The sequence below is a fragment of the Acinetobacter sp. UNC436CL71CviS28 genome, from assembly GCF_000620525.1.
Classification (GTDB): Bacteria; Pseudomonadota; Gammaproteobacteria; order Pseudomonadales; family Moraxellaceae; genus Acinetobacter; species Acinetobacter radioresistens.
This window is the reverse complement of the sequence record NZ_JIBB01000011.1, coordinates 28,808-53,139: the sequence shown is the minus strand read 5'-3', so window position 1 is coordinate 53,139 and position 24,332 is coordinate 28,808. Positions and strand designations below refer to the sequence as shown.

General features: G+C 41.7%; 22 protein-coding genes. 18 read left to right on the top strand and 4 right to left on the bottom strand.

Features of this window, described 5'->3' with window-relative positions:
• Positions 1–271 precede the first annotated feature (271 nt).
• Positions 272–1,036 carry a glutathione S-transferase family protein gene (locus tag N518_RS0105815; protein WP_005026367.1) on the bottom strand — a complete coding sequence of 255 codons (765 nt, stop codon included), beginning with the start codon at positions 1,034–1,036 and terminating at the stop codon, positions 272–274.
• A gap of 379 nt (positions 1,037–1,415) precedes the next feature.
• Between N518_RS0105815 and N518_RS0105805 the strand changes: the two genes are divergently transcribed.
• From N518_RS0105805 to N518_RS0105765, 9 genes are all read left to right on the top strand, one after another.
• The gene (locus N518_RS0105805) at positions 1,416–2,618 is read left to right on the top strand and encodes an SfnB family sulfur acquisition oxidoreductase (RefSeq protein WP_005026370.1); all 1,203 of its coding nucleotides are present in this window, start codon (positions 1,416–1,418) and stop codon (positions 2,616–2,618) included.
• A gap of 11 nt (positions 2,619–2,629) precedes the next feature.
• On the top strand, positions 2,630–3,850 hold the full coding sequence (locus tag N518_RS0105800) for an SfnB family sulfur acquisition oxidoreductase (protein ID WP_005026372.1): 1,221 nt from the start codon (positions 2,630–2,632) through the stop codon (positions 3,848–3,850).
• Positions 3,850–5,262 (top strand): LLM class flavin-dependent oxidoreductase, encoded by a 1,413-nt coding sequence (locus tag N518_RS0105795; protein WP_005026375.1) that lies wholly within the window; start codon positions 3,850–3,852, stop codon positions 5,260–5,262. The genes N518_RS0105800 and N518_RS0105795 overlap by 1 nt, the downstream gene beginning before the upstream one ends.
• A gap of 29 nt (positions 5,263–5,291) precedes the next feature.
• Complete coding sequence (locus tag N518_RS0105790) at positions 5,292–6,122, top strand: MetQ/NlpA family ABC transporter substrate-binding protein (protein WP_005019862.1); 831 nt, start codon at positions 5,292–5,294, stop codon at positions 6,120–6,122.
• A gap of 10 nt (positions 6,123–6,132) precedes the next feature.
• On the top strand, positions 6,133–6,969 hold the full coding sequence (locus tag N518_RS0105785) for a MetQ/NlpA family ABC transporter substrate-binding protein (protein ID WP_005019860.1): 837 nt from the start codon (positions 6,133–6,135) through the stop codon (positions 6,967–6,969).
• 11 nt (positions 6,970–6,980) lie between these two features.
• Positions 6,981–8,051: a methionine ABC transporter ATP-binding protein gene (locus tag N518_RS0105780; RefSeq protein WP_017400620.1), complete on the top strand. Its 1,071-nt coding sequence runs from the start codon at positions 6,981–6,983 to the stop codon at positions 8,049–8,051.
• Positions 8,032–8,691: a methionine ABC transporter permease gene (locus N518_RS0105775; RefSeq protein WP_005019858.1), complete on the top strand. Its 660-nt coding sequence runs from the start codon at positions 8,032–8,034 to the stop codon at positions 8,689–8,691. Before N518_RS0105780 ends, N518_RS0105775 begins: the two co-directional genes overlap by 20 nt.
• Before the next feature lie 105 nt (positions 8,692–8,796).
• Positions 8,797–9,888: a redox-regulated ATPase YchF gene (ychF, locus tag N518_RS0105770; protein ID WP_005026380.1), complete on the top strand. Its 1,092-nt coding sequence runs from the start codon at positions 8,797–8,799 to the stop codon at positions 9,886–9,888.
• Positions 9,889–10,108: 220 nt separating this feature from the next.
• On the top strand, positions 10,109–11,047 hold the full coding sequence (locus N518_RS0105765) for an AEC family transporter (protein WP_005404483.1): 939 nt from the start codon (positions 10,109–10,111) through the stop codon (positions 11,045–11,047).
• Between the two features lie 66 nt (positions 11,048–11,113).
• Here the strand turns inward: N518_RS0105765 and N518_RS0105760 are convergent, their stop codons facing one another.
• Positions 11,114–11,596: a hypothetical protein gene (locus N518_RS0105760; protein ID WP_005019855.1), complete on the bottom strand. Its 483-nt coding sequence runs from the start codon at positions 11,594–11,596 to the stop codon at positions 11,114–11,116.
• Positions 11,597–11,777: 181 nt separating this feature from the next.
• On the opposite strand from N518_RS0105760, the gene N518_RS0105755 reads away from it, so the two are divergent.
• From N518_RS0105755 to dapC, 5 genes are all read left to right on the top strand, one after another.
• Entirely contained in the window at positions 11,778–12,452 is a 675-nt protein-coding gene (locus N518_RS0105755) for an AzlC family ABC transporter permease (RefSeq protein ID WP_171053894.1), read from the top strand.
• Positions 12,449–12,790, top strand: coding sequence for an L-valine transporter subunit YgaH (ygaH, locus tag N518_RS0105750; RefSeq protein WP_005026392.1), 342 nt, complete (start codon positions 12,449–12,451; stop codon positions 12,788–12,790). The genes N518_RS0105755 and ygaH overlap by 4 nt, the downstream gene beginning before the upstream one ends.
• Positions 12,791–12,905: 115 nt before the next feature.
• The gene (gene purT, locus N518_RS0105745) at positions 12,906–14,123 is read left to right on the top strand and encodes a formate-dependent phosphoribosylglycinamide formyltransferase (protein ID WP_171057097.1); all 1,218 of its coding nucleotides are present in this window, start codon (positions 12,906–12,908) and stop codon (positions 14,121–14,123) included.
• Positions 14,124–14,145: 22 nt separating this feature from the next.
• On the top strand, positions 14,146–16,812 hold the full coding sequence (glnD, locus tag N518_RS0105740; RefSeq protein ID WP_005019843.1) for a [protein-PII] uridylyltransferase: 2,667 nt from the start codon (positions 14,146–14,148) through the stop codon (positions 16,810–16,812).
• Between the two features lie 25 nt (positions 16,813–16,837).
• A complete protein-coding gene (dapC, locus tag N518_RS0105735; protein WP_005026394.1) occupies positions 16,838–18,007 on the top strand; it encodes a succinyldiaminopimelate transaminase in 1,170 nt (389 codons plus the stop codon).
• 54 nt (positions 18,008–18,061) lie between these two features.
• Here the strand turns inward: dapC and N518_RS0105730 are convergent, their stop codons facing one another.
• Together N518_RS0105730 and msrB are read right to left on the bottom strand one after the other, a co-directional pair.
• A complete protein-coding gene (locus N518_RS0105730; RefSeq protein WP_005019841.1) occupies positions 18,062–18,544 on the bottom strand; it encodes a glutathione peroxidase in 483 nt (160 codons plus the stop codon).
• Positions 18,541–18,960: a peptide-methionine (R)-S-oxide reductase MsrB gene (gene msrB, locus N518_RS0105725; protein ID WP_005026396.1), complete on the bottom strand. Its 420-nt coding sequence runs from the start codon at positions 18,958–18,960 to the stop codon at positions 18,541–18,543. Before msrB ends, N518_RS0105730 begins: the two co-directional genes overlap by 4 nt.
• A 155-nt stretch (positions 18,961–19,115) precedes the next feature.
• Between msrB and N518_RS0105720 the strand changes: the two genes are divergently transcribed.
• From N518_RS0105720 to N518_RS0105705, 4 genes are all read left to right on the top strand, one after another.
• A complete protein-coding gene (locus N518_RS0105720) occupies positions 19,116–20,351 on the top strand; it encodes a pyridoxal phosphate-dependent aminotransferase (protein ID WP_017400622.1) in 1,236 nt (411 codons plus the stop codon).
• Positions 20,352–20,846: 495 nt separating this feature from the next.
• Positions 20,847–21,716, top strand: coding sequence for a MetQ/NlpA family ABC transporter substrate-binding protein (locus N518_RS0105715; protein ID WP_005019838.1), 870 nt, complete (start codon positions 20,847–20,849; stop codon positions 21,714–21,716).
• A gap of 75 nt (positions 21,717–21,791) precedes the next feature.
• The gene (locus N518_RS0105710) at positions 21,792–22,817 is read left to right on the top strand and encodes a methionine ABC transporter ATP-binding protein (RefSeq protein WP_026444049.1); all 1,026 of its coding nucleotides are present in this window, start codon (positions 21,792–21,794) and stop codon (positions 22,815–22,817) included.
• Positions 22,814–23,509: a methionine ABC transporter permease gene (locus tag N518_RS0105705; protein WP_005019833.1), complete on the top strand. Its 696-nt coding sequence runs from the start codon at positions 22,814–22,816 to the stop codon at positions 23,507–23,509. Before N518_RS0105710 ends, N518_RS0105705 begins: the two co-directional genes overlap by 4 nt.
• Positions 23,510–24,332: the final 823 nt, after the last annotated feature.

The following is a 24,332-nucleotide window of genomic DNA, read 5'->3' as shown; positions in this document are numbered from 1 at the left end:
ATCTCCCAATAAGCTGACCCTCTTTTCGATCCCTATCACACCCTGACTATTAATTTAACAGCGGCTGAGTCGAATTATTTCCCTTTAATCATTTAATTTCAATATTTTTAGAAAAAATTTCTCACTTTAAAGTCTATTCTTTAAAAACTTTACCAAATTAATGGCTTTTAAGTTTTTATATTCTCATTATTTTGTGTTTTTACAATATTTTTTATCCCTAAAAAATTGGAAAGCCTTGCGATAACAAGGCTTATATTACTTATATACCCAGCTACATTCCACGCCAGTCTACTCGGGCATTACGTTCTGTCTCATAAATACGCTGAATATATTGACCTAAAGGTAAATCAAGTAAATAAGACTGATAATTCATGAAGTCTTCCGTTCTGTTCTCTTCATGCTCATTTTCCCAAGGTGTTCCGCCAAGCTCAAGCAAAGGCGCCAGCATGGAACATACTGCGATATCGGCAAGACCTAAGCGGTCACCAACAAAGTAACGTCCTCCATTTTTGATCAATGCGCTATTTAGCTGTTCTATCAGCTCAGTCATTCTGGCTTTAGATTCAGTTACTTTTTCAGATTCGAGCTGGTATCCCTTGGTTACAAGCGTTTTGATTAAAGGTTTTGAAAATTTCTCAAACTGACGCATATACCCCTGTTCACCGAGCATGATTTCTAAAGGCTCATCGCCCTGTGATAGTGCTTGGGCCAGCCCCCAGCGACGGACATGCTCTCCGAGCTCAGAAGCAACATTATTGATCTGCAATGCCTGCTCTCGCAGCTCCGGGTCACGTCGCAGTAAACTGTGTTCAGGATAGGTCTCATCCAGATATAGGGCAATTTCTGTAGAGTCAGCAATCCAGTAGCTGTCATCTTTCAAAACAGGCAAGCTGTTCTGTCCGGTTTTCAATTGGGTAAAGGCCCGGTGAAAGCCTGGAATCAAATTATGCGCAACATAATCTAACTCTTTATGGTCGAGTAACCAGCGAGCTTTCTCACAAAAATGAGATAAAGGAAACTGGTATAAAGTACGCATAAAAACTCCGGATTATTTTTGTATTTTAACTGACTTTTAAATTAAGACCTGAATATCATTCTACTTTAAAACTGATGGTTCTAAAAATTCTGACCACCTGTTCAGATTTACTTCTTTTCTTATAGCCTTATCCCATCTGTTTTTATAGTTTTTTTTACCATAATTATGCCAATTACATATATAAGATAAATTTCAACCAGCTAAAAACTATATAATTTTAATTAACTTACTGATTTATATAAATCTGCTTTATCTGATTTTTTATAAATTTCAGCAGTTTTTTTCTTATAAGCTTTTAATGATAAGTTTCGCATAATACCTGGTTTAAGTTTGCCAGATAATTCCTTTAAGTTCTGAGTCATCTTAGGAAGGTATAAAGATGACTCATATTACTCAAACTCCCGCTTATATTATAGAAAATGATCAGCAGGCCCTGAATGCAGCTTATCAGGTAGCTGATTTTGCCTTGAATACAAGAAATGAACGGGATCAATGCCGGATCTTGCCAATAGAAGAAATTGAACAGTTTAGTTTCAAAGGATTAGGTGGCATCCGTATTCCTAAAGCTTTTGGAGGCGCATTCGTTTCAAACAAAACACTTGCTCAGGTGTTCAGAATTTTATCTAAAGCCGATGCCAATGTCGGTCAAATCCCGCAAAACCAGATTGCCCTGCTCAACATGATTAATATGATGGGAAACGAGCAACAAAAAAATTTTATTTTCTCTGAAATTCTGCATGGCAAGCGTCTGGCTAATGGTGGCCCAGAGCGCCACACCAAAGACAGTAAAACACTAGAGACCACGCTTAGCGTTAAAGATGGCCAATATATTCTTAATGGTGAAAAGTTCTACTCGACTGGCAGCAGTTTTGCACACTGGCTTGCTATTAAAGCAGTTCATCCTGAAGGCCATGTCGTATTGGTAATTATTGACGCACAGGAAAAAGGTGTAGAAGTCATCAATGACTGGTACGGTTTCGGGCAGCGCACCACAGCTAGCGGCACAGTCCGTCTGAACCAGGTCAGAGTAAATCCTGATCTCATTTTTGATGAAAGAAAACTTTATGAAAAACCTAATTATCGCGGTGCTTATTCGCAGCTACTCCAGGTGGCTATAGATGTTGGTATTGCAGAGGCTGCATTTGCAGAAACTTTAACTGCTGTTCATAAAGCACGCCCTATTATTGACGCACAAGTAGAAAAAGCCAGCTCCGAACATTACACACTACAGGAAGTTGGTAAATTAAATATCTTGCTTGATGCATCTATTTTGCTACTGGATGAAGCAGCTGAATATCTCGATGAACTTGACCAGCATAAGACAGTTACAGCGGAGCAGGCAGCACAAGCTTCTATAAGGGTTGCAGAAGCCAAAGTTTATGCCAATGACGCTGCCCTACAGATCTCAGAAAAATTGCTCGAACTTGGCGGCAGTCGTTCCTGTCTATCCCAGCATCATCTGGACCAGTACTGGCGGAATGCCAGAGTTCATACCTTGCATGACCCAGTACGCTGGAAGTTACATGCCATTGGTAACTATTACCTCAACCAGGCTTTTCCTGCTCGTCATGCCTGGATTTAAGGAAATATCTTATGACCTCATATCAAAATTTTCATCTTAAAGAAGTTTTAGAAAATCAGACACATATTATCCAAAGTGATGAAGAAGCTTTGGCTATTGCACAGGATTTAAGTCAAAAGTTTAAAGCCGAGGCAGTTCAACGGGACCAAAACCGTATTTTGCCTTTTGAAGAGATAGAAGCCTACAGCCAGTCAGGCTTATGGGCGATTACCGTTCCCAAGCAATATGGGGGTGCAGAAGTTTCAAGTCTGACCGTAGCTAGAGTCATTGCCCTGTTTAGTGGAGTGGACGGTTCAATTGGACAGATTCCTCAAAATCATTTCTATGCACTGGAAGTCCTGCGTAATACAGGTACAGAACAGCAGAAACAGAAGTTTTACACAGAAGTTTTAAAAGGAGCCCGTTTCGGTAATGCACTGGCAGAATTCAAAACCAGATCTGCCGCTCATAAGCATACACAATTGATTGCTACGGGAAATAACTACGTAATTCAGGGGGAAAAATTTTATTGTACCGGAAGCCTTTTCGCACACCGTATTCCTACGCTAGTTACAGATGCAGAAGGTCGGGAATTTTTAGCTTTTGTAAAGCGTAATAGCCAAGGCCTTGAAATCGTGGATGACTGGAGTGGCTTTGGGCAGCGTATAACAGGAAGTGGTACGGTAAAATTTAATCACGTCGCTGTTGAGCAAGAGGATCTGATTGCCTTTGATACAGCATTCACTCAGCCCACCTTAGTCGGGCCATTTGCCCAGATTATGCATGCTGCAATTGAAGTAGGAATTGCCCGCGCTGCTTTTGAAGAAACATTGCAGCAGGTAAAACAGGCGCGCCCCTGGATTGACTCAGGACTAGATCGTGCTACTCAAGACCCCTTGACTCTGCTAGAACTCGGCCGTGTGGCTGCTGATGTACGTGCCAGTGAGGTTCTCCTCAAACAGGCTGCTCAGGCTCTTGAGGTAGCCCGTCCATTACCTACTGTGGAAAATATAGCACAGGCTTCAATTGAGGTAGCTAAGGTTCGTGCACATAGTACAGAAACTGCATTAAAAGCATCCAGCAAACTGATTGAACTGGCAGGTAGCCGGGGTAGCCAGTTAAAAAACGGACTAGACCGTTTCTGGCGTAATGCACGTGTCCATACTTTACATGATGCAGCGCGCTGGAAATATTACTTTATTGGACAATATGTATTGAATGGAGTTCTACCTCCACGCAGGGGGACATTGTAATGGCAAAGCAATTACCTAAACAGATTTTACTTAATGCTTTTGACATGAATTCAGCAGGACATATTAACCATGGGTTATGGACACATCCACGAGATCAATCACATCGTTTTAATGAACTGAACTACTGGACAGATTTGGCGAAAACTTTAGAGCAAGGATTATTTGACGGGTTATTTCTTGCAGATATTACTGGTGTATATGACGTCTATCAAAACGGTATTGAGCTGACCTTAAAAGAATCAATCCAGCTTCCCAGCCATGACCCCTCTACTCTGGTTTCAGCAATGGCCGCAGTTACCCAGAATCTGGGCTTCGGTATTACAGTAAATCTGAGCTATGAAACGCCGTATCAGTTTGCACGGCGTTTTGCCAGTCTAGACCATTTAACCCATGGCCGGATTGCCTGGAATATTGTGACAGGTTATTTAGATAGTGCTGAAAGATTAATCGGACAGAAAGGCTTGAAGCAACATGATTTACGTTATGCACAGGCTGAGGAGTTTCTAGAGCTTTGCTATAAATTCTGGGAAGGCTCTTGGGAAAATGATGCAGTTGTAAAGGATCGGCAGAACCGAATATTTACTGAACCGGCGAAAGTGCATTCAATCCGGCATCAGGGCCAATTTTACCAGAGTGAAGGAGTATTTCAGGTTTCACCTTCTCCCCAGCGCACCCCGGTCCTTTTTCAGGCAGGTGCTTCGCCACGTGGTCTTACCTTTGCAACTCAACATGCTGAGGCCATATTTATTGGAGGCGATAAACCGGAAAAAATTAAACAGCAGGTCGAGAAAATTCGAACACTTGCCACTGCACAGGGTCGTGAAGCAGAAGCTATTAAAATTTTTATTGGCATTACTGTGGTTAGCGCTGAAACTGATGCGCTTGCACAGGAAAAACTGGCAGAGTATTGCCACTATGCGAGTCCTGAAGCAGGCCTTGCCCACTATTCCAGTTCTGTCGGCATTGATCTGTCCCAGTTTACAGAACAAGAAACTATTCCCTATCAGCAAACTAACAGTATTGCTTCAGTCAACAATAAATTTAAAGAACAGAAAATTACAGTGGCAGATCTGAAAGACCAACATGTGCTGGGAGGACGTTACCCCCTCATTGTGGGTAGTGGAGCAACTGTAGCGGAACAATTAATTCATTTAATTGATGAAACAGGAATTGATGGTTTTAACCTGACCCGTACGGTTGCCCCGGAATCCCATCAGGACTTTATCCGGTGGGTTATTCCGGAGCTGCAACAGCGCGGTCGCTACAAAACAGCTTATAGCGAAGGTACATTGCGACATAAGTTATTTCAGCAAGGTAACCTGCTTTCTGCACAACATCCGGTGCAACAGTTCCGATGTCTAACCCCGGCCTCTCCCGCCGAAATCCGTCCTATTCAAAAACAGCTTGCATAAAACATTTTAAAAATTTTTAGAGGTGCATGATGGCACAAACAGCAAAAACGAAATTCACTATTTTAGGGGCAGTATTGACCATAGTTATCTTAGGTCTTACTGGCTGGACGTTACAGAAAAAAACAGGTTCAGATGAACTGGTCATCGGGATTAGCCCATCGTTTGCAAAACCGTTACAAGTTGCAGCAGAAGAAGCCAGAAAAGAAGGACTTCATATTAAGCTTGTTGAATTCTCTGACTGGAACACGCCCAATATTACGCTAAATCACGGAGATATTGATGCCAATTTTTTTCAGCATCAGCCATTTTTGGATAATGCCATAAAAGAAACCGGTTTTAAGCTCAAAGCTTTTGCAGCTGGAGCAGCATCTCATGTAGGCCTGTATTCAAAAAAGTATAAAAGCTTTGATGAGTTACCACAAAATGCCAGAGTTGCTATACCAAATGATCCGGTAAATCAGGGTCGTGCTCTCCTGCTCTTGCAGCAAGCCAAACTCATTAGCTTAAAAGATGTAAACAATCATCTGTCCAGTTTACAGGATATTGCTGCAAACCCTAAAAATCTGCAGTTTATCGAAGTTGAAGGACCACAGACCGCACGTGCAATTGATGATGTTGATTTGGCTTTTGGCTATCCTCATTATTTACGTCTGGCAAAAACTGCTGATCCGGAAAGTGCACTGTTATTCGACAAAAATACCAACAAACGCTATGCCATCTTATTTGTAGTCCGTGATGATTACAAAGATAAAGACGATCAATTGAAAAAATTCGTGACTATTTACCAGAACTCCCCAAGAGTGCAAGCCGCTTTAGATGAGGATTTTGGGAAAAAACTCTGGTTCCCTGGCTGGAAGTAAGGAACAGATGATGACCTTATTAAAATCAGATTCTTATAAGTTCTGGCTAATTGGCCTGACAACCCTCTTAGTTATACTCGGTTTGGCTGCTTACCGTTTTAACAGTAATACTCTGCAGAAAGACACTTTAACAATCGGCATCAGCCCACCCTATGCCGATCTGCTACAAAGTGTGGCAGATGATATGAAAGCACAAGGTATTCAGGTCAAGCTGGTTGAGTTTTCAGACTGGCATGCACCCAATGTAGCTGTTCAGAACGGTGATATTGATGCCAATTTTTTTCAGCAAAGTGTTTATCTGAAAAATGCAATTCGTGAAACCCGGTTTAACCTGCATGCATTTGCACCAGGTACTGGAAGCCATGTGGGCTTATATTCAAAAAAGTATCAATCACTAGAGCAACTTCCTGTTCATGCTCGCGTAGTCATACCCAATGATCCGGTCAACTCGGCGCGTGCTTTAATTCTGCTTGCCCGGGCCGGCCTGATTGAAGTTAAAGATATTCAGAATGAATTAACTACACTTCAGGACATTATACGCAATCCTAAACAGTTACAGTTTATTGAGGTAGAAGGTCCACAAACAGCCCATGCCATAGATGAAGCAGATCTTATTTTTGGTTTTCCGCATTATCTGAAAATGGCAAAAGCAGCTAACCCGAAGGATGCTTTATTTTTAGATCCGATAGACAAGAAATACGCCATCTTGTTCGTGACCCGAACAGATTATCAAGATAAAGACCAGAAACTTGCCAGATTTGTACAAGCCTTTCAAACCTCAGAAAAGGTCAAAACGATACTGGATCAGGACTTTGGTCAAGGCATGTGGTTTCAGGGTTGGAAATAAGGAGAAGAATAATGGTGAGTTTTGGTTCTCATACTGAATTTACGGTTTCCCATATCAAGATCAGAAACCTCAACAAATACTACCAAGTACAAGGCAAATCTGTACATGCACTCAAAAATGTCAGTCTGGATATTCCTGAAGGTAAAATTTTCGGCATTATTGGAAAAAGCGGTGCCGGAAAATCCTCTTTGCTACGTACATTAAATGGTCTGGAACAGCCCAGTAATGGCAGTATTCATATTCACCAACAAAACTTGGCCAGTCTGGATCATGCGCAACTCATTCGGCTGCGTCAACGTATCGGAATGATTTTCCAGCACTTTAACCTGATGTCAGCTAAAACAGTGTGGGAAAATGTTGCCCTGCCTCTTAAAATATCAGGACATAAAAAAGCCGAGATTGAACTGCGTGTTAATGAGGCACTGGAACTGGTCGGTTTAAGCAGTAAAGCAGAAAACTATCCTTCACAACTTTCAGGTGGGCAGAAACAACGCGTCGGTATTGCACGTGCTCTGGTACACTGCCCTGAAATTTTATTATGTGATGAAGCAACCTCAGCTCTAGACCCGGAAAGTACCTCGGTCATTTTATCGTTACTCAAAAGAATCAATCAGCAAATGGGAATCACAATTGTCCTGATTACCCATGAAATGCAGGTTATCCGGGAAATTTGTGATCAGGTAGTTGTTATTGATCAAGGTGAAATTGTCGAGTCTGGTCAGGTATGGAGTGTTTTTTCAAAACCTGAACAGCCAATTACTCAAGAATTATTAACTCTAGAACAACTGGATTTACCATTTGCAGTGAATTCGAAGGTAACTACAGAGACTACACATACTATTTTAAAACTTTGTTATGAGTCTGCCATACACCACACACCAGATTTAAAAGCCATTCTTGAGCAGTTAAATGGTCCAGTTCACTTATATCAGGGCCATGTTGATACGATCCAGCAGCATCTGATCGGTTCACTGATTGTCGCTATACCCGACGTACAGTTAAATCTGAAGCATTTGAAAGAAGCGCTAAAAAAATATATTGCCCACATTGAGGTACTTGGCTATGCACGACCAGCTCATTAACCTGCTTTTGACCGGCACTATCGATACATTAATTATGGTAGGCATATCTGCTCTTGCAGCTTTTTTAATTGGTTTACCGATTGCAATTATCCTGGTCAATACCAGTGAACATGGTATTTATCCATCACGGATGATTAATCAGCCCTTGGGATGGGTCATTAATATTACACGCTCTGTCCCTTTTTTAATCTTGATGGTAGCTCTGATCCCACTCACACGTCTTATTGTGGGTACCAGTTATGGCGTGTGGGCTGCTGTGGTGCCATTAACTATTGCTGCTACCCCGTTTTTTGCGCGTATTGCTGAAGTCAGTTTACGTGAAGTGGATCATGGTTTGATTGAAGCCGCACAAGCGATGGGCTGTAACCGTAAACAGATTATCTGGCATGTACTTTTACCGGAGGCCTTGCCCGGAATTGTGGCAGGTTTTACCGTTACGATGGTAACCATGATCAATTCTTCTGCAATTGCTGGTGCTATAGGAGCAGGCGGACTTGGTGATATTGCTTACCGTTATGGTTATCAGCGTTTTGATATTACGATTATGCTGGCTGTTATTTTGGTGCTCGTGATCCTGGTGATGCTTATTCAGGCAACTGGAGATGCCTTGGCCAGCCAGCTAGATAAGCGCAAGCTTTAAAACAATACAGACTTTCAGGGATTGTGAGATACCATGACTGACTTTGTCATGGCTTTCATGTAAAATCATCGGCAATTTCAGATAACAATTTTTGTGAGTCATTTCATGGGTTTTAATTGCGGTATTGTTGGCCTGCCAAACGTGGGTAAGTCTACCCTTTTTAATGCATTAACCAAGGCTGCCATTGCAGCAGAGAACTTCCCATTTTGTACTATTGAGCCAAATACCGGAATTGTACCTGTACCCGATCCACGTCTGGACAAGCTGGCTGCTATTGTAAACCCGCAACGTATTATTCCCACCACGATGGAATTTGTTGACATTGCAGGCCTGGTAGCAGGTGCATCCAAAGGTGAAGGTCTAGGTAACCAGTTTCTGGCGAATATCCGTGAAACTGATGCAATTGCTCATGTCGTACGTTGTTTTGAAGATGAAAATGTTATTCATGTAAATGGCAAGATTGATCCATTAGATGATATTGCTACTATTAATACTGAACTGGCACTGGCTGATCTGGAAACTGTAGCCAAAGCTATTTTGCGCTTAACCAAAGTTGCTAAAGGTGGCGATAAAGAAGCGGTAGCAACCAAAGCCGTACTAGAAAAAATTCAGCCTTTACTGGATGAGGGCAAGCCAGCACGTGCAGCAAATTTAGCTGATGATGAGCGCAAACTGGTACGTGGTTTTGGTTTACTGACGTTAAAACCAACCATGTATATTGCAAATGTGGCAGAAGACGGCTTTGAAAATAATCCGCATCTGGATGCTGTTCGCAAATTGGCAGAAGAAGAAAATGCCATTGTGGTACCTCTGTGTAACCAGATTGAATCTGAAATCTCACTTCTTGAAGATGAAGATCGCGCTGAGTTCCTAGAAGCAATGGGCATGGAAGAACCGGGTTTAAATGTAGTTATCCGTGCCGGTTATGCTTTACTGGGCTTACAAACCTATTTCACGGCAGGGGTGCAAGAAGTTCGTGCATGGACGGTTAAAGTTGGTGCAACTGCACCACAAGCGGCAGGTGTCATTCATACCGACTTTGAAAAAGGTTTTATTCGTGCTGAAGTTGTTGCATACAATGACTTTGTACAGTACAACGGTGAAGCTGGTGCCAAAGAGGCCGGCAAATGGCGTCTAGAAGGTAAAACGTATATCGTTCAGGATGGTGATGTTATGCATTTCCGTTTTAACGTATAAAAATATACCCAGTAAATTAATAAAAATGCCAGTTCATTAATATGACTGGCATTTTTATTAGGCCCTGCTAACTAAAGCCTTTTGTTCATAATTTTAATATACAGCTAACATATTCTTTTTATCTTCATCCAGTATTCTTTTTAATTAAACGTTCCAACTACATTTAAAACTCAATGAAATAGTGGAATAATCAAGTTTGCAGGGAGCAAACGATCAGGTCATGGAACAAATTATTTCAGTCATCTTTCCCATCTTTATTATTTTAAGTGTGGGTTATTTAAGCTTGCGCTTAAACATGCTAAATACTACGCATGTACAGGCAATCATCCAGTTTATTATTAAAGTTTCGCTACCCGCATTTTTACTGTACGCCCTCTCTACCCGTTCCTTTGATGAAATCTGGCAGATGCCTTATTTTCTAGGCTACCTGCTAGGTTCACTGATTTTATTCTTCAGTGCATATACACTTTATCGCCGATTCTTTAAGTTACCTCGCCATCAGGCTGCTGTGATTGGGCTGGGTTCATCCATGTCAAATACCGGCTTTATCGGTACAGCAGTACTCACCTTACTAATTGCCCAGGCCGCCGTCCCCTATCTGGCAATGACACTGGTGATTGAAAATATTATTTTACTGAGTCTGATGCTGATTTTGATAGAATCTTCAGATCAACAGGATAAGACTCTATCCACTATTATTCTTTCAACTTTGCAGAATCTTGCTAAAAATCCCATTATTCTTTCAATTATATTGGGCTTGATCTGCTCAGTTTATACCGTTCAGTGGCCTGTCTCGCTAGAGCTTCCATTAAAATCACTAGCTTTTACTGCGTCTCCACTTGCGATTTTTGTGATTGGTGCCAGTCTTGCAACATTGACCATAAAAGACCTTAGCAAAGATGTACTGATTGTATGCACTATCAAGTTATTGATTATGCCAATTGTAGTGACCAGTATAATTTATATAATGCCGGGAAGCACAGCGAAGATGGCTTATGCAGCTTTAATCCTTTCAGCTCTTCCTATGGCGACAGCATTTGGAATCTATGGGCAATTAAATGGCATTGCTGAGCAGTCAGTTGCGTCTGTCATGCTTAGTACCCTCTTATCTCTTGTGAGTATTGCCCTGATTATGCAATTTATTCCTTCACCTTTTTAATTTAATGTTTAGGCTAATCATTTAATAAAAAATAGCTCATATGTTGAGCTATTTTTTTTAAATTACTTAAACGCCTTTCTTTTTTGGGTCGGTATTACCCAGTTCAGGATGATCAATTGCGCCCTTACACTGTGCCTTATCACGTTCATAATCAGCCTGTTTCTGACCAGCTTCTGAACCATTTTCAAGAATTTCTCGCGTCCAGATATCCAGACTACTCAATGCCTTACGGCAAAGGGCATATTTTCCTTCAGTTACTGAGTCTGTCATCTTGACATTAATTCGCCAGTCAGTGGTAAGCTGACGGATTGGTTTACGAACTTCCTGTTCCAGACGCTCTGTCTGCTTCTGATAAACCAGTGCATCAATCTCATTCATGAGTTTCCATGCCTGCTGGGCGTAACTGGTGGCATCATTGGTCAGTTTTGGAGCAGGTTTAATCTCGACTTTTCGCTCTGGTTCGTTTGATGAGTTGCTGCATGCCTGTAAGCCCAGCACGCTGATTAAAACAGGGAGAAGAAGAAATGAACGGTTTAAATGAGCCCGCATTTTAAGTCGCCTAAACAAACATTTTCCTCATATGCTAGTGAATTCGGGTAGAATACTCAATCTGCGTTTTGACCTATTGTTCAACTCTTTAAAAATTCCAGGGTGTATTGTGTCTGAACATGAAAGTTCCGTTTTGACTCAGGCCGGTTTTTGGCAAGGTGCCAGAGATAGCCAGGCCATTATGCTGACCTATTTACCTGTCTCGTTTGCCTTTGGCGTTTCTGCTACCCAGTTTGGGTTTACTGCCTGGGAAGCTCTATTTTTATCCTGCTCCATGTATGCTGGTGCCAGTCAGTTTCTTGTAGTTGCCCTGCTCGGCAGTGGTACATCAATCTGGATGACAGCACTGACTGTTATCGCTTTAGATATTCGGCATCTGCTCTATGGACCAGCCTTATACAACCTGATTAACCATCAGTTAAACCTGAAAAAGACCGCTGCCTGGGCATGGGGACTTACCGATGAGGTATTTGCCAGTGGCATGATTAAACTCTCCCAACGCCGACAGGAATGGTCAGAGTCATGGATGCTGGGCTTAAGTCTGTTTAGCTGGCTATCTTGGGCAGGTGGTTCATTTCTAGGGGGGATGTTCGCCAATCAGGTGAGTAATTTGCCACGCTTCTTGCAAGCGGCCCTGGACTTTCTATTACCTGCGCTGTTTTTAAGCTTTTTACTCGCGGCTTTTGAGAGAAAACATACTCTGGTGGTAGCAGTATGCTTAATTGTTTCGGCCTTAGCCTGTTATTTTATTAATCTTTCTGCAGCAATTTTTATCGGGATTATTGCCGGTATTCTGGCCGGACTGTTTAAGCATTACATCCTCAAGCAGCATGACGATTTAATGGAAACACTATGAATCTGGATATTATTCTGGTCGGTCTCGTCGTGGGAATTGCAAATTTCATTTCCCGTTTTGGCCCATTTTACTTCATTCAAAAGTATCAGCAGCAGAATCAGCGTCGTGGTGCAATCTGGTTAAAAATTGCGCTGGGGAGTATCGGTATTTCTGCTATTAGCTCTATGCTAGTAGTTGCTACATTGCCCCCCCTGATTGAAACACCTAATAAAAGCTTGGCCATGCTGGCGGGTCTCCTTGTACTGATCGGTTTATATTTTAGATTCAGGAAAATCGTACCAGCAACTCTGACCGCAGCCATTGTTTATGGATTGGTCTATACTTACATACCTGTCTAAATGAAATTTTCTTTTGATTGATCAGAAGATTACTTGATAAAAACTTAAGCTTTTCTTGCTGAAACACTTAACACGCGCATGAGTTCTGTTATGCTGTAAGTCCACTTTTGCAAGGATGATTCGCATGAGCGTGACTATCGGTACTCCACTTCAATCTTCAGCGGTCAAAGTCTTGCTGCTTGGTTCGGGAGAGCTAGGTAAGGAAGTCGTCATTTCCTTGCAAAGGCTTGGAGTAGAAGTACATGCAGCGGATCGTTATGAACACGCGCCAGCCATGCAGGCCGCTCATTTTTCTTATAGCCTCAACATGGCAGACCCCCAACAGTTAAAAGCACTGATTGAGCAAGTCAAACCCCAGTTTATTGTCCCTGAAATTGAAGCAATTGCTACGGAAGTTCTTCTAGAGGTGGAAGCTGGACAACAAGCTGTTGTCATTCCTTCTGCTAAAGCTGTCAACCTGACCATGAACCGTGAAGGCATTCGCCGCCTGGCTGCTGAAGAATTAGGCTTGCCCACCTCTGCTTACCGTTTTGCCGACTCTCTGGAGAGCTTTCGTGCTGCCTGTGATGATATTGGTTATCCTAATTTTGTAAAACCAGTCATGTCATCTTCTGGTAAAGGACAGTCCCGGGTAAAAAGTTTTGATGAAGTTGATGCAGCTTGGGAATATGCACAGACTGGGGGACGGGTAAATCAGGGTAAGGTCATTGTTGAATCACAAATCGATTTTGACTTTGAAATTACTTTATTGGCTGTGCGTGCCAAGAATCCGCAAAGCGGCAAAATTGAAACCAGCTTTTGCGATCCGATTGGTCACCGACAGGATTCCGGGGACTATGTTGAAAGCTGGCAGCCGCAGCCCATGTCACCTGTGGCGCTTGAAGAGTCTAAACGGATTGCAGATAAAGTCACTGCGGCACTGGGTGGATGTGGAGTTTTTGGTGTTGAACTTTTTATCAAAGGTGATCAGGTCTGGTTTAGTGAGGTATCTCCCCGTCCACATGATACTGGGTTAGTTACCCTTGCTTCACAGTTCCAAAGTGAATTTGAGCTACATGCACGGGCTATTCTGGGCTTAGCTGTAAATACGGCGCGACACAGTGTTGCAGCCAGTGCTGTTATTTATGCTGGCCAAGATGGTTCTAACCTGTCATTTTCTGGTCTGGATCTTGCATTAGCTCATCCTTCTACAGACTTACGCCTGTTTGGCAAACCGGAAGGTTTTAAACGGCGCCGTATGGGTGTTGCTACTGCACGCGCAGCAACTATAGAAGAAGCACGTGAACTTGCGCAGCAAACAGCCGCACAAGTAATTGTAAACTCAAATCCATAAAGCTTTACTGCGGAACATGCTCATGATCACTACCTCGCCTCTGCTTAATTATGTCAAAAGCAATCATGATATTCAGGCCATTAATGTATGGCGTACTGATGTTGAAAAGCAGTTACAGGAGAGTTATGAAAATGGGCAGTCTATCCGTGACATTATTCTGGCCCGCTCCAATTTAATCGATGAAGCTCTGATCTTCTTATGGCAACACGCGGGACTCCACCAGACCGATCTTGGTCTGTTTGCTGTAGGGGGCTATGGCCGTCGTGAAATGTTGCCATACTCAGATGTCGATATCATGATTTTATCTGAAGACGATATCACTCCTGAACAGGAAAGCTTAATTTCTACTTTTATTTCTTCTCTTTGGGATGTCGGAAATTTTAAGCCAGGTATTAGTGTACGCACTATTGCCAGTTGTGTAGAACAGGCCACCAATGATTTAACTGTTGCTACTGCACTGATTGAAGCGCGGCTGATTACTGGAAATCAGCATCTGGCCAGATGGCCACGCCGAATTGTGTCACAGACCTGGACAGATAAAACTTTCTTTGATGCCAAAATGCAGGAGCAGGCAAAGCGTTATGCCCAGCATAATCATACAGAAAGCAATCTGGAACCCGATATTAAAAATGCGCCAGGCGGTATTCGTGACATTAACCAGATTGGCTGGATTGCTAAACGGCATTTTCGGGTTAATCGGATTTATGATCTTGTTCATCTCGGTTTTATTTCCGAATTTGAACTTGCTGTTCTGGAGGAAGCTGAAATTTTTCTCTGGGAAATCCGTCACCACCTGCACCGTCTGGTCAAACGTGATGAAAACAGGCTGCTATTTGATTACCAGCGCGAAATAGCAGCAAAATTTGGCTATGTTCATAAGGAAGGTGAATCTCCGAACTATCCGATTGAGCAGTTCATGAAGCGGTATTACCGTACTGCGCAGCAAGTTTCAACTTTAAATGAAATGCTACTGGCTTATTTTAATGAGTCTGTTATTACCCCGCGGCTACCAAGTTATGAGCGTAAAATTGAAGAAATCAATGAACACTTTAAACTGGTAGACGGTAAACTCGCAGTACAACATCATAAAATATTTTCGGAAAATCCAAGTGCAATTCTGGAGATTTTCTATTTACTGGCTAACCGGCCAGAAATTCAGGGAGTGCGTGCCCGAACACTTCGCCTGCTGACCCTAGCAGCCAAGCGAATTGACCAGAGCTTTCGTGATAATCCCATGCATCAAGCTCTTTTCATGGCAATTATACGCTCTCCCTACCGTTTATACGACACATTGGTGGCGATGAAACGTTATGGGGTGCTCGGTAAATACATACCTTCTTTTGGGAAAATTACCGGATTAATGCAATATGACCTGTTTCATATTTATACGGTGGATGCTCATACACTCCTGTTACTCAGAAATTTAAACCGCTTTAAAGAGCCAGAATTTGCGAAAGATTTTCCAGTCGTCAGCTCGGTTTTTCAGCGTCTTGCCCGTCGTGATATCGTATTTTTAGCCGCATTATTTCATGATATTGCTAAAGGCCGCGGGGGTGATCATAGTGAACTGGGTGCAGTTGATGCAATCGAATTCTGCCGTGCACATGGTTTTACTGAACGTGAGTGCAAAATGGTGGCGTGGCTCATCCAGAACCACCTGCTGATGTCATTAACTGCTCAAAAGAAGGATATTTCCGATCCGGATGTGGTTAAAGAATTTGCCGAAAAATTGGGTGATATGGAGCATCTGGATTACCTATACTGTTTAACAGTAGCAGATATTAATGCGACTAATCCAAAACTCTGGAATACGTGGCGTGCCTCATTAATGCGTCAGCTATATACGCATGCACGTGATGTAATTCGCACCGGCCTGGGTCGCCCCGTGGAATACCAGATGCTCATTGAAGATACCAAATTTGCAGCCAGTGAACTTCTGGTGGACGAGTTTGCCCTGGAAGAGGTAGAAAAGGTCTGGCAAGAACTGGGGGATGAGTATTTTCTCAAAGAGTCCGCGAATGAAATTGCCTGGCATACCCGTGCAATCCTGCAACATGGGGATAATCCAGCTCCTCTGGTATTGATGCGGGCACATCGTAAAGCTGCACAAGATGCTGTCCAGATTTTTATTTATACTCAAGATAAGCCAAATCTGTTTGCGACTACAGTTGCAGTACTAGACCGAATGAATCTCGATGTTCAGGACGCCCGAATTATTACTGCCACAAAAGCATTCAGTCTAGACACTTATGTAGTACTGGACCGTTTTGGAACCTTACTCACTGATGCTGAACGCAAGCAGACCGTTGCAGATGCGCTGGTTCAGGCACTCAGCCATGCCGACAATTACCCGGGGTTAATGCAGCGTCGTATTCCTCGTCAGTTGCGCCATTTTGATGTAAAAAATACTGTCGATATCACCCTAAATCCGGCTTTACAGCAAAACATGGTGGAAATTTCCACACTTGACCAACCTGGCTTACTTGCTAAAGTAGGCGGTCTGTTTATGATGCAGGGGCTGGATATTCATTCTGCCAAAATTGTCACACTCGGTGAACGGGCTGAAGATATTTTCTTTGTGACAAAGAAGGATGGCACGCCTATGAATGCTGAAGAAGCTCAGCTTTTTTCTGCAAAACTGAAATCAGCACTCGATGAAGCTTCAAGCCAAGTCATAAGCCAGCATTAAGTTACAACTAAACGGTATTTTTTCAATGAACTCAAGCTTGTCATTATTACATCCTTATCCTTTTGAAAAGCTTAATCAACTTTTTAAGGATGTAGTCCCTGCGGACCTTCCCTTGATTCCCCTCTCTATTGGTGAGCCCAAGCATCCTGCCCCTGATTTTGTAAAAAAGGCGATTATTGATAACTTTGAACAGCTTTCAACTTATCCGAACAGCAAAGGCTTACCTGAATTAAGACAGAGTATTGCAGACTGGTTAACTCGCCGCTTCCAGCTGAACACCATTAGTGCCGAAAATAATATTCTTCCTGTATCGGGAACGCGTGAGGCCATTTTCTCTTTCGTTCAGGCTTTGGTAAAACGAGAAGATACACCTTATGTGGTCATGCCGAATCCGTTTTATCAGATTTATGAAGGTGCAACCCTTCTAGCAGGTGCAAAACCATACTTCATTAACTGCACCCAAGAAAATAACTATCTGGGTGACTTTGACCATGTACCCAATGAGGTATGGGAAAAAACAGCACTACTGTTTGTATGTACACCAGGTAATCCAACAGGTGCGGTTTTGTCTAAAGATCAGTTAAAAAAACTGATTGCACTTTCAGACCAGTATGATTTTGTCATTGCATCAGATGAGTGTTATTCAGAACTCTGGTTCGATGAAGCACCCGTTGGCCTTCTTGAAGTCTGTGCTGAAATCGGACGTAATGACTATAAAAACTGTGTAGTATTTCATTCCCTGTCCAAACGCTCAAACCTGCCGGGAATGCGTTCCGGTTTTGTCGCAGGTGATGCCAACCTGCTTAAACCTTACCTGAAATATCGCACATATCATGGTGCAGCCATGCCCGTTCAACATCAGCTCGCCTCAATTGTGGCTTGGAATGATGAAAACCATGTAGAAGAAAACCGTAAGCTTTACCGGGCCAAATTTGAACTATTTCAAAATGAACTGGGGCATCTTCTGCCACTTCAAAAACCAGATGCAGGTTTTTATTACTGGTTAAAAGTAGACCATGATGAAAATTTTGCCAAAATGCTCATGGAAAAAGCACATATCAAAGTACTACCGGGACGTTACCTGTCACGTGAGACTCCGCAAGGTAATCCGGGTGAAAATCATGTACGTTTGGCCTTGGTTGCTGACATTGCTCAATGTGAGCAGGCTATTGAACGATTAAAGAGAGTACTTTAATCTTAATTTACTGAAAAAATGAAGGGCGATTAAATCGCCCTTTTATTTTTACTTTTACTGTGCCAATGCCCTTTCAATATCTTCTTCTAAAGCTTCAGGCTTACTGGTTGGTGCATAACGGTTCAGCACTTCACCATTTTTTCCTACCAGAAACTTGGTAAAGTTCCATTTAATGCCGTTGCCCAAAATTCCCTTACTGTTATTGGTTAAATAACGAAAAACTGCATGGGCTTCTGGGCCTTTTACATCAACCTTGGCAAACATTGGAAAACTGACACCGTAATTTTTCTGGCAAAATGCACCAATCTGGTCATTTGTCCCCGGGTCCTGTCCGCCAAACTGGTTACATGGAAAACCTAATACTTCTAATCCCTGATCTTTATACTTCTGGTAAACTTTCTCCAGACCAGCAAACTGCGGTGTGAAACCGCATTTACTTGCAGTATTAACAATCAGTAAGACTTTGCCCCGATAGTCAGCCATTGATTTAGTTTTTCCATCTAACAACTCAGCTTCAAACTGATAAATGTTGGTCATGGATAGGTTTCCTCATCACTTTTTTCTTGTGTTTTTAATTCGAGTGAAGCCGAATTTACGCAATAGCGCAGTCCTGTCGGCTGTGGACCATCTTCAAATACATGTCCCAGATGAGCATCACAATGATGACAAACTATTTCTGTTCTGACCATCCCATGACTTAAGTCTTCATGTTCTTCTATAGCAGTTGAATTAATCGGACGGAAAAAGCTTGGCCAGCCACACCCGCTATCGTATTTGGTTTCTGAAGAAAACAGTTCTGCACCACAGCAACGGCAGGTATATACCCCGTCCTGTTTACTGTTCCAGTATTTCCCCGTAAACGCAGGTTCAGTACCTTTTTGTCGCGCAATACGAAACTCTTCGGGTGATAACTCTCTTTGCCATTCTCGGTCTGTTTTATTGAGTTTTCCCATCATTAACTCCTTTAATTCTATGACATTCAATGTCATGCTTCAGTACTTTCATATTTACGCTAGACAACAAAAAATTTCTAGCTAAATTTCACCATAGATTGTGCTATTTCAGTTAATCTATTTTTCTCTTAATATACATATAATTGGATGAGATCATGTCCGTTTTAGGTAACACTACACCCCGCGAAATCAAAAAATCGTCTAAGCTTGAGCATGTTTGCTATGACATTCGTGGACCAGTGTTACGAGCCGCCAATGAAATGGAAGAACAGGGCCATAAAATTATCAAACTCAATATTGGTAACCCCGCCCCGTTCGGCTTTGAAGCGCCACAAGAAATCATTAATGATGTTGCCCTGAACCTGCCAAATGCAGTGGGTTATACCGATTCAAAAGGAATCTTTCCGGCACGTAAAGCGATCTGCCAGTATTACCAGCAAAAAGGTGTATTTGATGTCAGCGTAAAAGATGTCTACATTGGTAATGGCGTATCAGAACTCATAGTTATGGCCATGCAAGGTCTGCTAGATGATGGCGATGAAATGCTGGTGCCAATGCCGGACTACCCGCTCTGGACAGCAGCTGTTAATCTCTCTGGCGGCACAGCGATTCACTATAAATGTGATGAAGAAAATTTCTGGTATCCCGATATCGCTGATATGGAAAGTAAAATCACTCCAAATACCCGCGGTATTGTGGTGATTAATCCGAACAACCCAACCGGTTCGGTTTATCCGCGCCACGTACTTGAACAGATTGTTGCACTGGCAAAAAAATATGACCTGATCCTGTTTGCTGACGAAATTTATGACAAGATTATTTATGATGGAATTGAACATGTAGCCCTGGCAGCACTGGCAGGTGATCAGTTATGTGTCTCTTTCAATGGTCTCTCTAAAGCTTATCGTATTGCAGGTTACCGTTCAGGCTGGATGGCAATTACCGGTAATAAAAGCCGTGCAGTAGACTATATTGAAGGTCTGGATATGCTTGCCTCAATGCGTCTGTGTGCCAATCATCAGGCTCAATATGCAATTCAGACTGCACTTGGAGGCTATCAGTCTATTAATGACTTGATTCGTCCAGGCGGACGTTTATATGAGCAGCGCAATATTGCCTGGGAAATGTTAAATGAAATTCCTGGAGTTTTCTGTGTTAAACCGGAAGGCGCCATGTACTGTTTTCCACGTTTAGATCCAGCAGTGTATCCGATTGAAGACGACGAAAAATTTATGCTGGATTTTCTGCGTGCAGAAAAAGTATTGTTAGTACAAGGTACAGGCTTTAACTGGCCAACTCCAGATCATTTCCGTGTAGTGTTCCTGCCTGCCGAAAATGAATTACGCGAAGCAATCAACCGTTTAAGTCGCTTTTTGGCAAAAATGCGATAAGTCTGTTAAATAAAATAGTGTTCTGCATCTTTCTATTCGAAAGATGTAGAGCTTAAAATTGCTATATTCAGTTTTATCTCATTTATAGATTTATATTGAATAAAATTTTATATAGGATAAAAATTTATCAGATAAATATTTTTTATAAAAAATTATAAATAAACACATGATTTTAATAATTAAATTTTTTCAAATTTGAATTTTCAAAAGCACTTAATAAGATAAGGAATGACTTTATATTCACTATATTGCATATAGCTTTATTGGTATGATGCAGCTCATGAGTAGGTTCTAAATTTTATTGAGTTAAATAACATGCTGTAGTGATAGCAGTCAGTTTCTCTAATACAATAGAGTGTTAGAACAGACCACTACAAATTTCTTAACGCTTTAAACCGGTCTTCATTTCACGAGAGCGGTTGGTTTAAGCTTGATTTAATGATCAAATGTTATAATTTGTAAATTTAAATATATTAAATTTACCGGGACGAATACATGAAAAAGTTGCTTGGCCTTGTATTAGGCGTATCTGTAGGACTGGCAGGATGCTCAAAACCTGAACAGCCTGCAACTGAAAACGCTACACAGGATTCTGCTGAAGTTAAAACCGTAACTATGGCATCTACTGGTTCAGATGCAGATATCTGGCGCTACATTGCAACTCTGCCTGAAACTAAAGAAGCTGGCATTAAACTGGATGTTAAAAACTTCACTGATTATGTTGCCATGAATACCGCTGTAGCCAATAAGGAAGTCGACCTGAACGCATTTCAGTCGTATGCCTATATGGTCGCATATAATGCCAACAATAAAGACAAGATTGCACCGGTATCTACTACTTATCTAGAACCGATGGGTATTTACTCAACCAAAGTAAAGAAAGTTGAAGAGTTCCCAAATGGTGCCACCATTGCTATTCCAAATGATGGGGCAAATGAGTCACGTGCATTGCTACTGCTTCAGTCTGCGGGTCTGGTGAAATTAAAGCCCGGTTTTGACGAGGTACAGGGTACTCCTGCCGATATCGTTGAAAATAAAAAGCAGATTGTGATCAAGCCTGTCCAAATGGCAACTGCAGTCCGTGTAAAAGATGAAGTAGATGCCATAGTATTGGGCAATACTTTAGCAATGGAAGGCGGTTTAAATGTGCTTAAAGATGCTATTTATTATGAACCAATTGACCAGAGTACCAAAATGAATGTAAACATTCTGGCTACTGCTGCTGATCGTCAGAATGATCCTGTACTACAGAAAGTTGGCGCGCTATACCATACTGCACCGGTTAAGCAGTACATTCAGGAAAAATTTGGCGGTACTAAAGTCGATGTAAACAAGCCGGTAAGCTATCTTACTGACGCAAAATAATCATATAATTGCGATTAAAAAACAGGCAAAGTGAACTTTGCCTGTTTTTTCATTCTTATACAGTATCTTGACGCTATGATCGAATTTAAGAACATCTCCAAACATTACCAGCTCAAGGGCCAGACTATTCGTGCCCTTGACCAGATTAACCTGCAGATACCAGATGGCAGTATATTTGGTATCATCGGTTATAGTGGTGCGGGTAAAAGTACACTCATCCGTCTGATTAACTTACTAGAACGTCCGGATGAGGGTCAGGTTATTATTCACCAGAAGGATTTCACTGCTCTGGATGCCCGTAAATTGCGTCAGGAACGTGCCAATATTGGTATGATTTTTCAGCATTTCAATTTACTGCAAACTAAAACTGTAGCAGCCAATATTGAAATGCCGATGAGACTGTTGGGTTATAGCAAGGCTGAACGCGAAAAACGCTTGAATGAACTGCTCGACTTTATTAATTTAAAGCACAAACGAGATGCTTTTCCCGATGAGTTGTCGGGTGGACAGAAACAGCGGGTTGGTATTGCACGCGCTCTAGCAAATCATCCAAAAATTCTGCTTTGCGATGAAGCTACGTCTGCACTTGACCCGCAGACCACCCAGTCTGTTTTGCAACTGCTTAAAAAAATTAATAAAGAGCAAGGGATTACCATTGTGATGGTTACCCATGAAATGGATGTGATTGAATCAGTTTGTGATTATGTCGCAGTGATGGAACATGGTAAAGTCATTGAGACAGGCTCTACACTAGATATCTTCAGTCAGCCACAACATCCAACAACTCAGAACTTTATCCAAACTGTTTTGCAACAGCAATTACCGGTTAATATTCTAAATAATTTGGAAAACCAGAATCATCATAGTATTTACTGCCTGAAATTCCTGGGTAAGTCTGCTCAGGAAACGGTAGTTCAAGCTGTAATCAAAAAGTTTGACTTAAGCTTAAATATTTTGTTTGCCAATATGACTGAAATTCATGGGACTGTTATTGGACAAATGTTTATTCAACTTTTAGGTGACCCGGAAGTGATTCAGCAAGCTATTCTGTTTCTGGAAAATAATGGCGTGCAGGTTGAACAGTCAGGAGTGCAGGTATGAGAGACTTGATTGTTCAGTGGCTCACTAGCGTTACTGCGCCATTTTGGAAAAGCTCACTTTCAATTGACCAGTTCGTAACTGCTTTACAGGAAACCTTCCACATGGTGTTTTTTGCCATGCTATTTGGTTGTGTCTGGGGTTTTATTCAGGGTATTACTCTGGTGGTTACACGTCCGGGAGGTATTTTACCAAACCGGTTGATTTATCATGGTTTAAACCCTATTGTTAATGCGCTACGTTCCCTGCCTTTTATCATATTGCTTATTGCAGTCATTCCACTGACCAAGCTGCTGGTCGGAACTTCGATTGGAACATGGGCTGCTATCGTGCCTTTGACTATTTATGTAGGTCCTTATATCGGTCGGCTGGTTGAAACTTCACTGCTGGAAGTAAATGAAGGAATTATTGAATCAGCTCAAGCGATGGGAGCGACTCCCCTACAAATTATTTTTAATTTTATTTTGCCAGAAGCCCGTAGCTCACTGATCCTTAACCTGACCACAGCTACTATTAGCCTGATTGGTGCGACTGCAATGGCAGGTGCTGTTGGTGCGGGCGGCATTGGAGACCTGGCTATTTCTTATGGCTATCAGCGTTTTGATACCAGTGTAGTTATTTTAACAGTTATTGTTCTTTTGATTCTGGTTCAAATCGTCCAGATGCTCGGTGAATGGCTAGCCCGTCTCAGATAGGTTCAGGACTGATTAACCGCCCTCTATAGAGGGCTTTTTTCAGGTTTGCTGTTTGTTATAATCGTGCTATAGCTGTGATTAACCGGTCAATATTTATGATAAAAATATGATTAGTAATCTTTGCTTTTAGCATATGTACAGTGTCTGAGGCTTCTACATTACCTTATAGATTATGATACGAGTATAAAGGTAAATGTATTAGAGCTTAGACAGTCTGTAACGGCTTCTCAATTAACCAAACAGCTAGTCATCCAAAATATAAAAACTCAAAAAAATTACTCGAAATGTATAGGTAACTATGAATATTCAACTGCTCCTATTCCACACAAGGGGCTGTTTTTTGAAATATCTCCAGAAGATAACTCCCCTTTTTCTAAAAACTATTCAAAAGCAGAGACAGTATTAATCAACTCACTGATACTTAGGGCCGAGTTAGTCTGAACTGAAAAAATACAGCAGACCTTAGCGAAAAAACCTTGGTAAACAATCTTTCCATCTCAAGAGATTATATTCTTGCCAAGTTTAAAAAGGAGTTTTTTTAAATGCAAAAGGGATAAAAATTACAGGCACAGTAATACTGCTAACTTCTGCTGACCTGAAAGCTTATCTCAAGCATCCGGATGAGTACGTCCCTCCTTATTTTCCATATCTTGACTTTACTTTCAAAAATGGCAGGTTACGTGCTTTCGATATATGCCAAGGTATAACCTGTTAATTACTGGTACTTTTATTAGGAGGGTATATTTATAATGGAATTTCTGTCTTTCCATTTATAGCCCTGCTTAAAATGAAATTATAAAAGATTCTAATGTAGTAAATATTG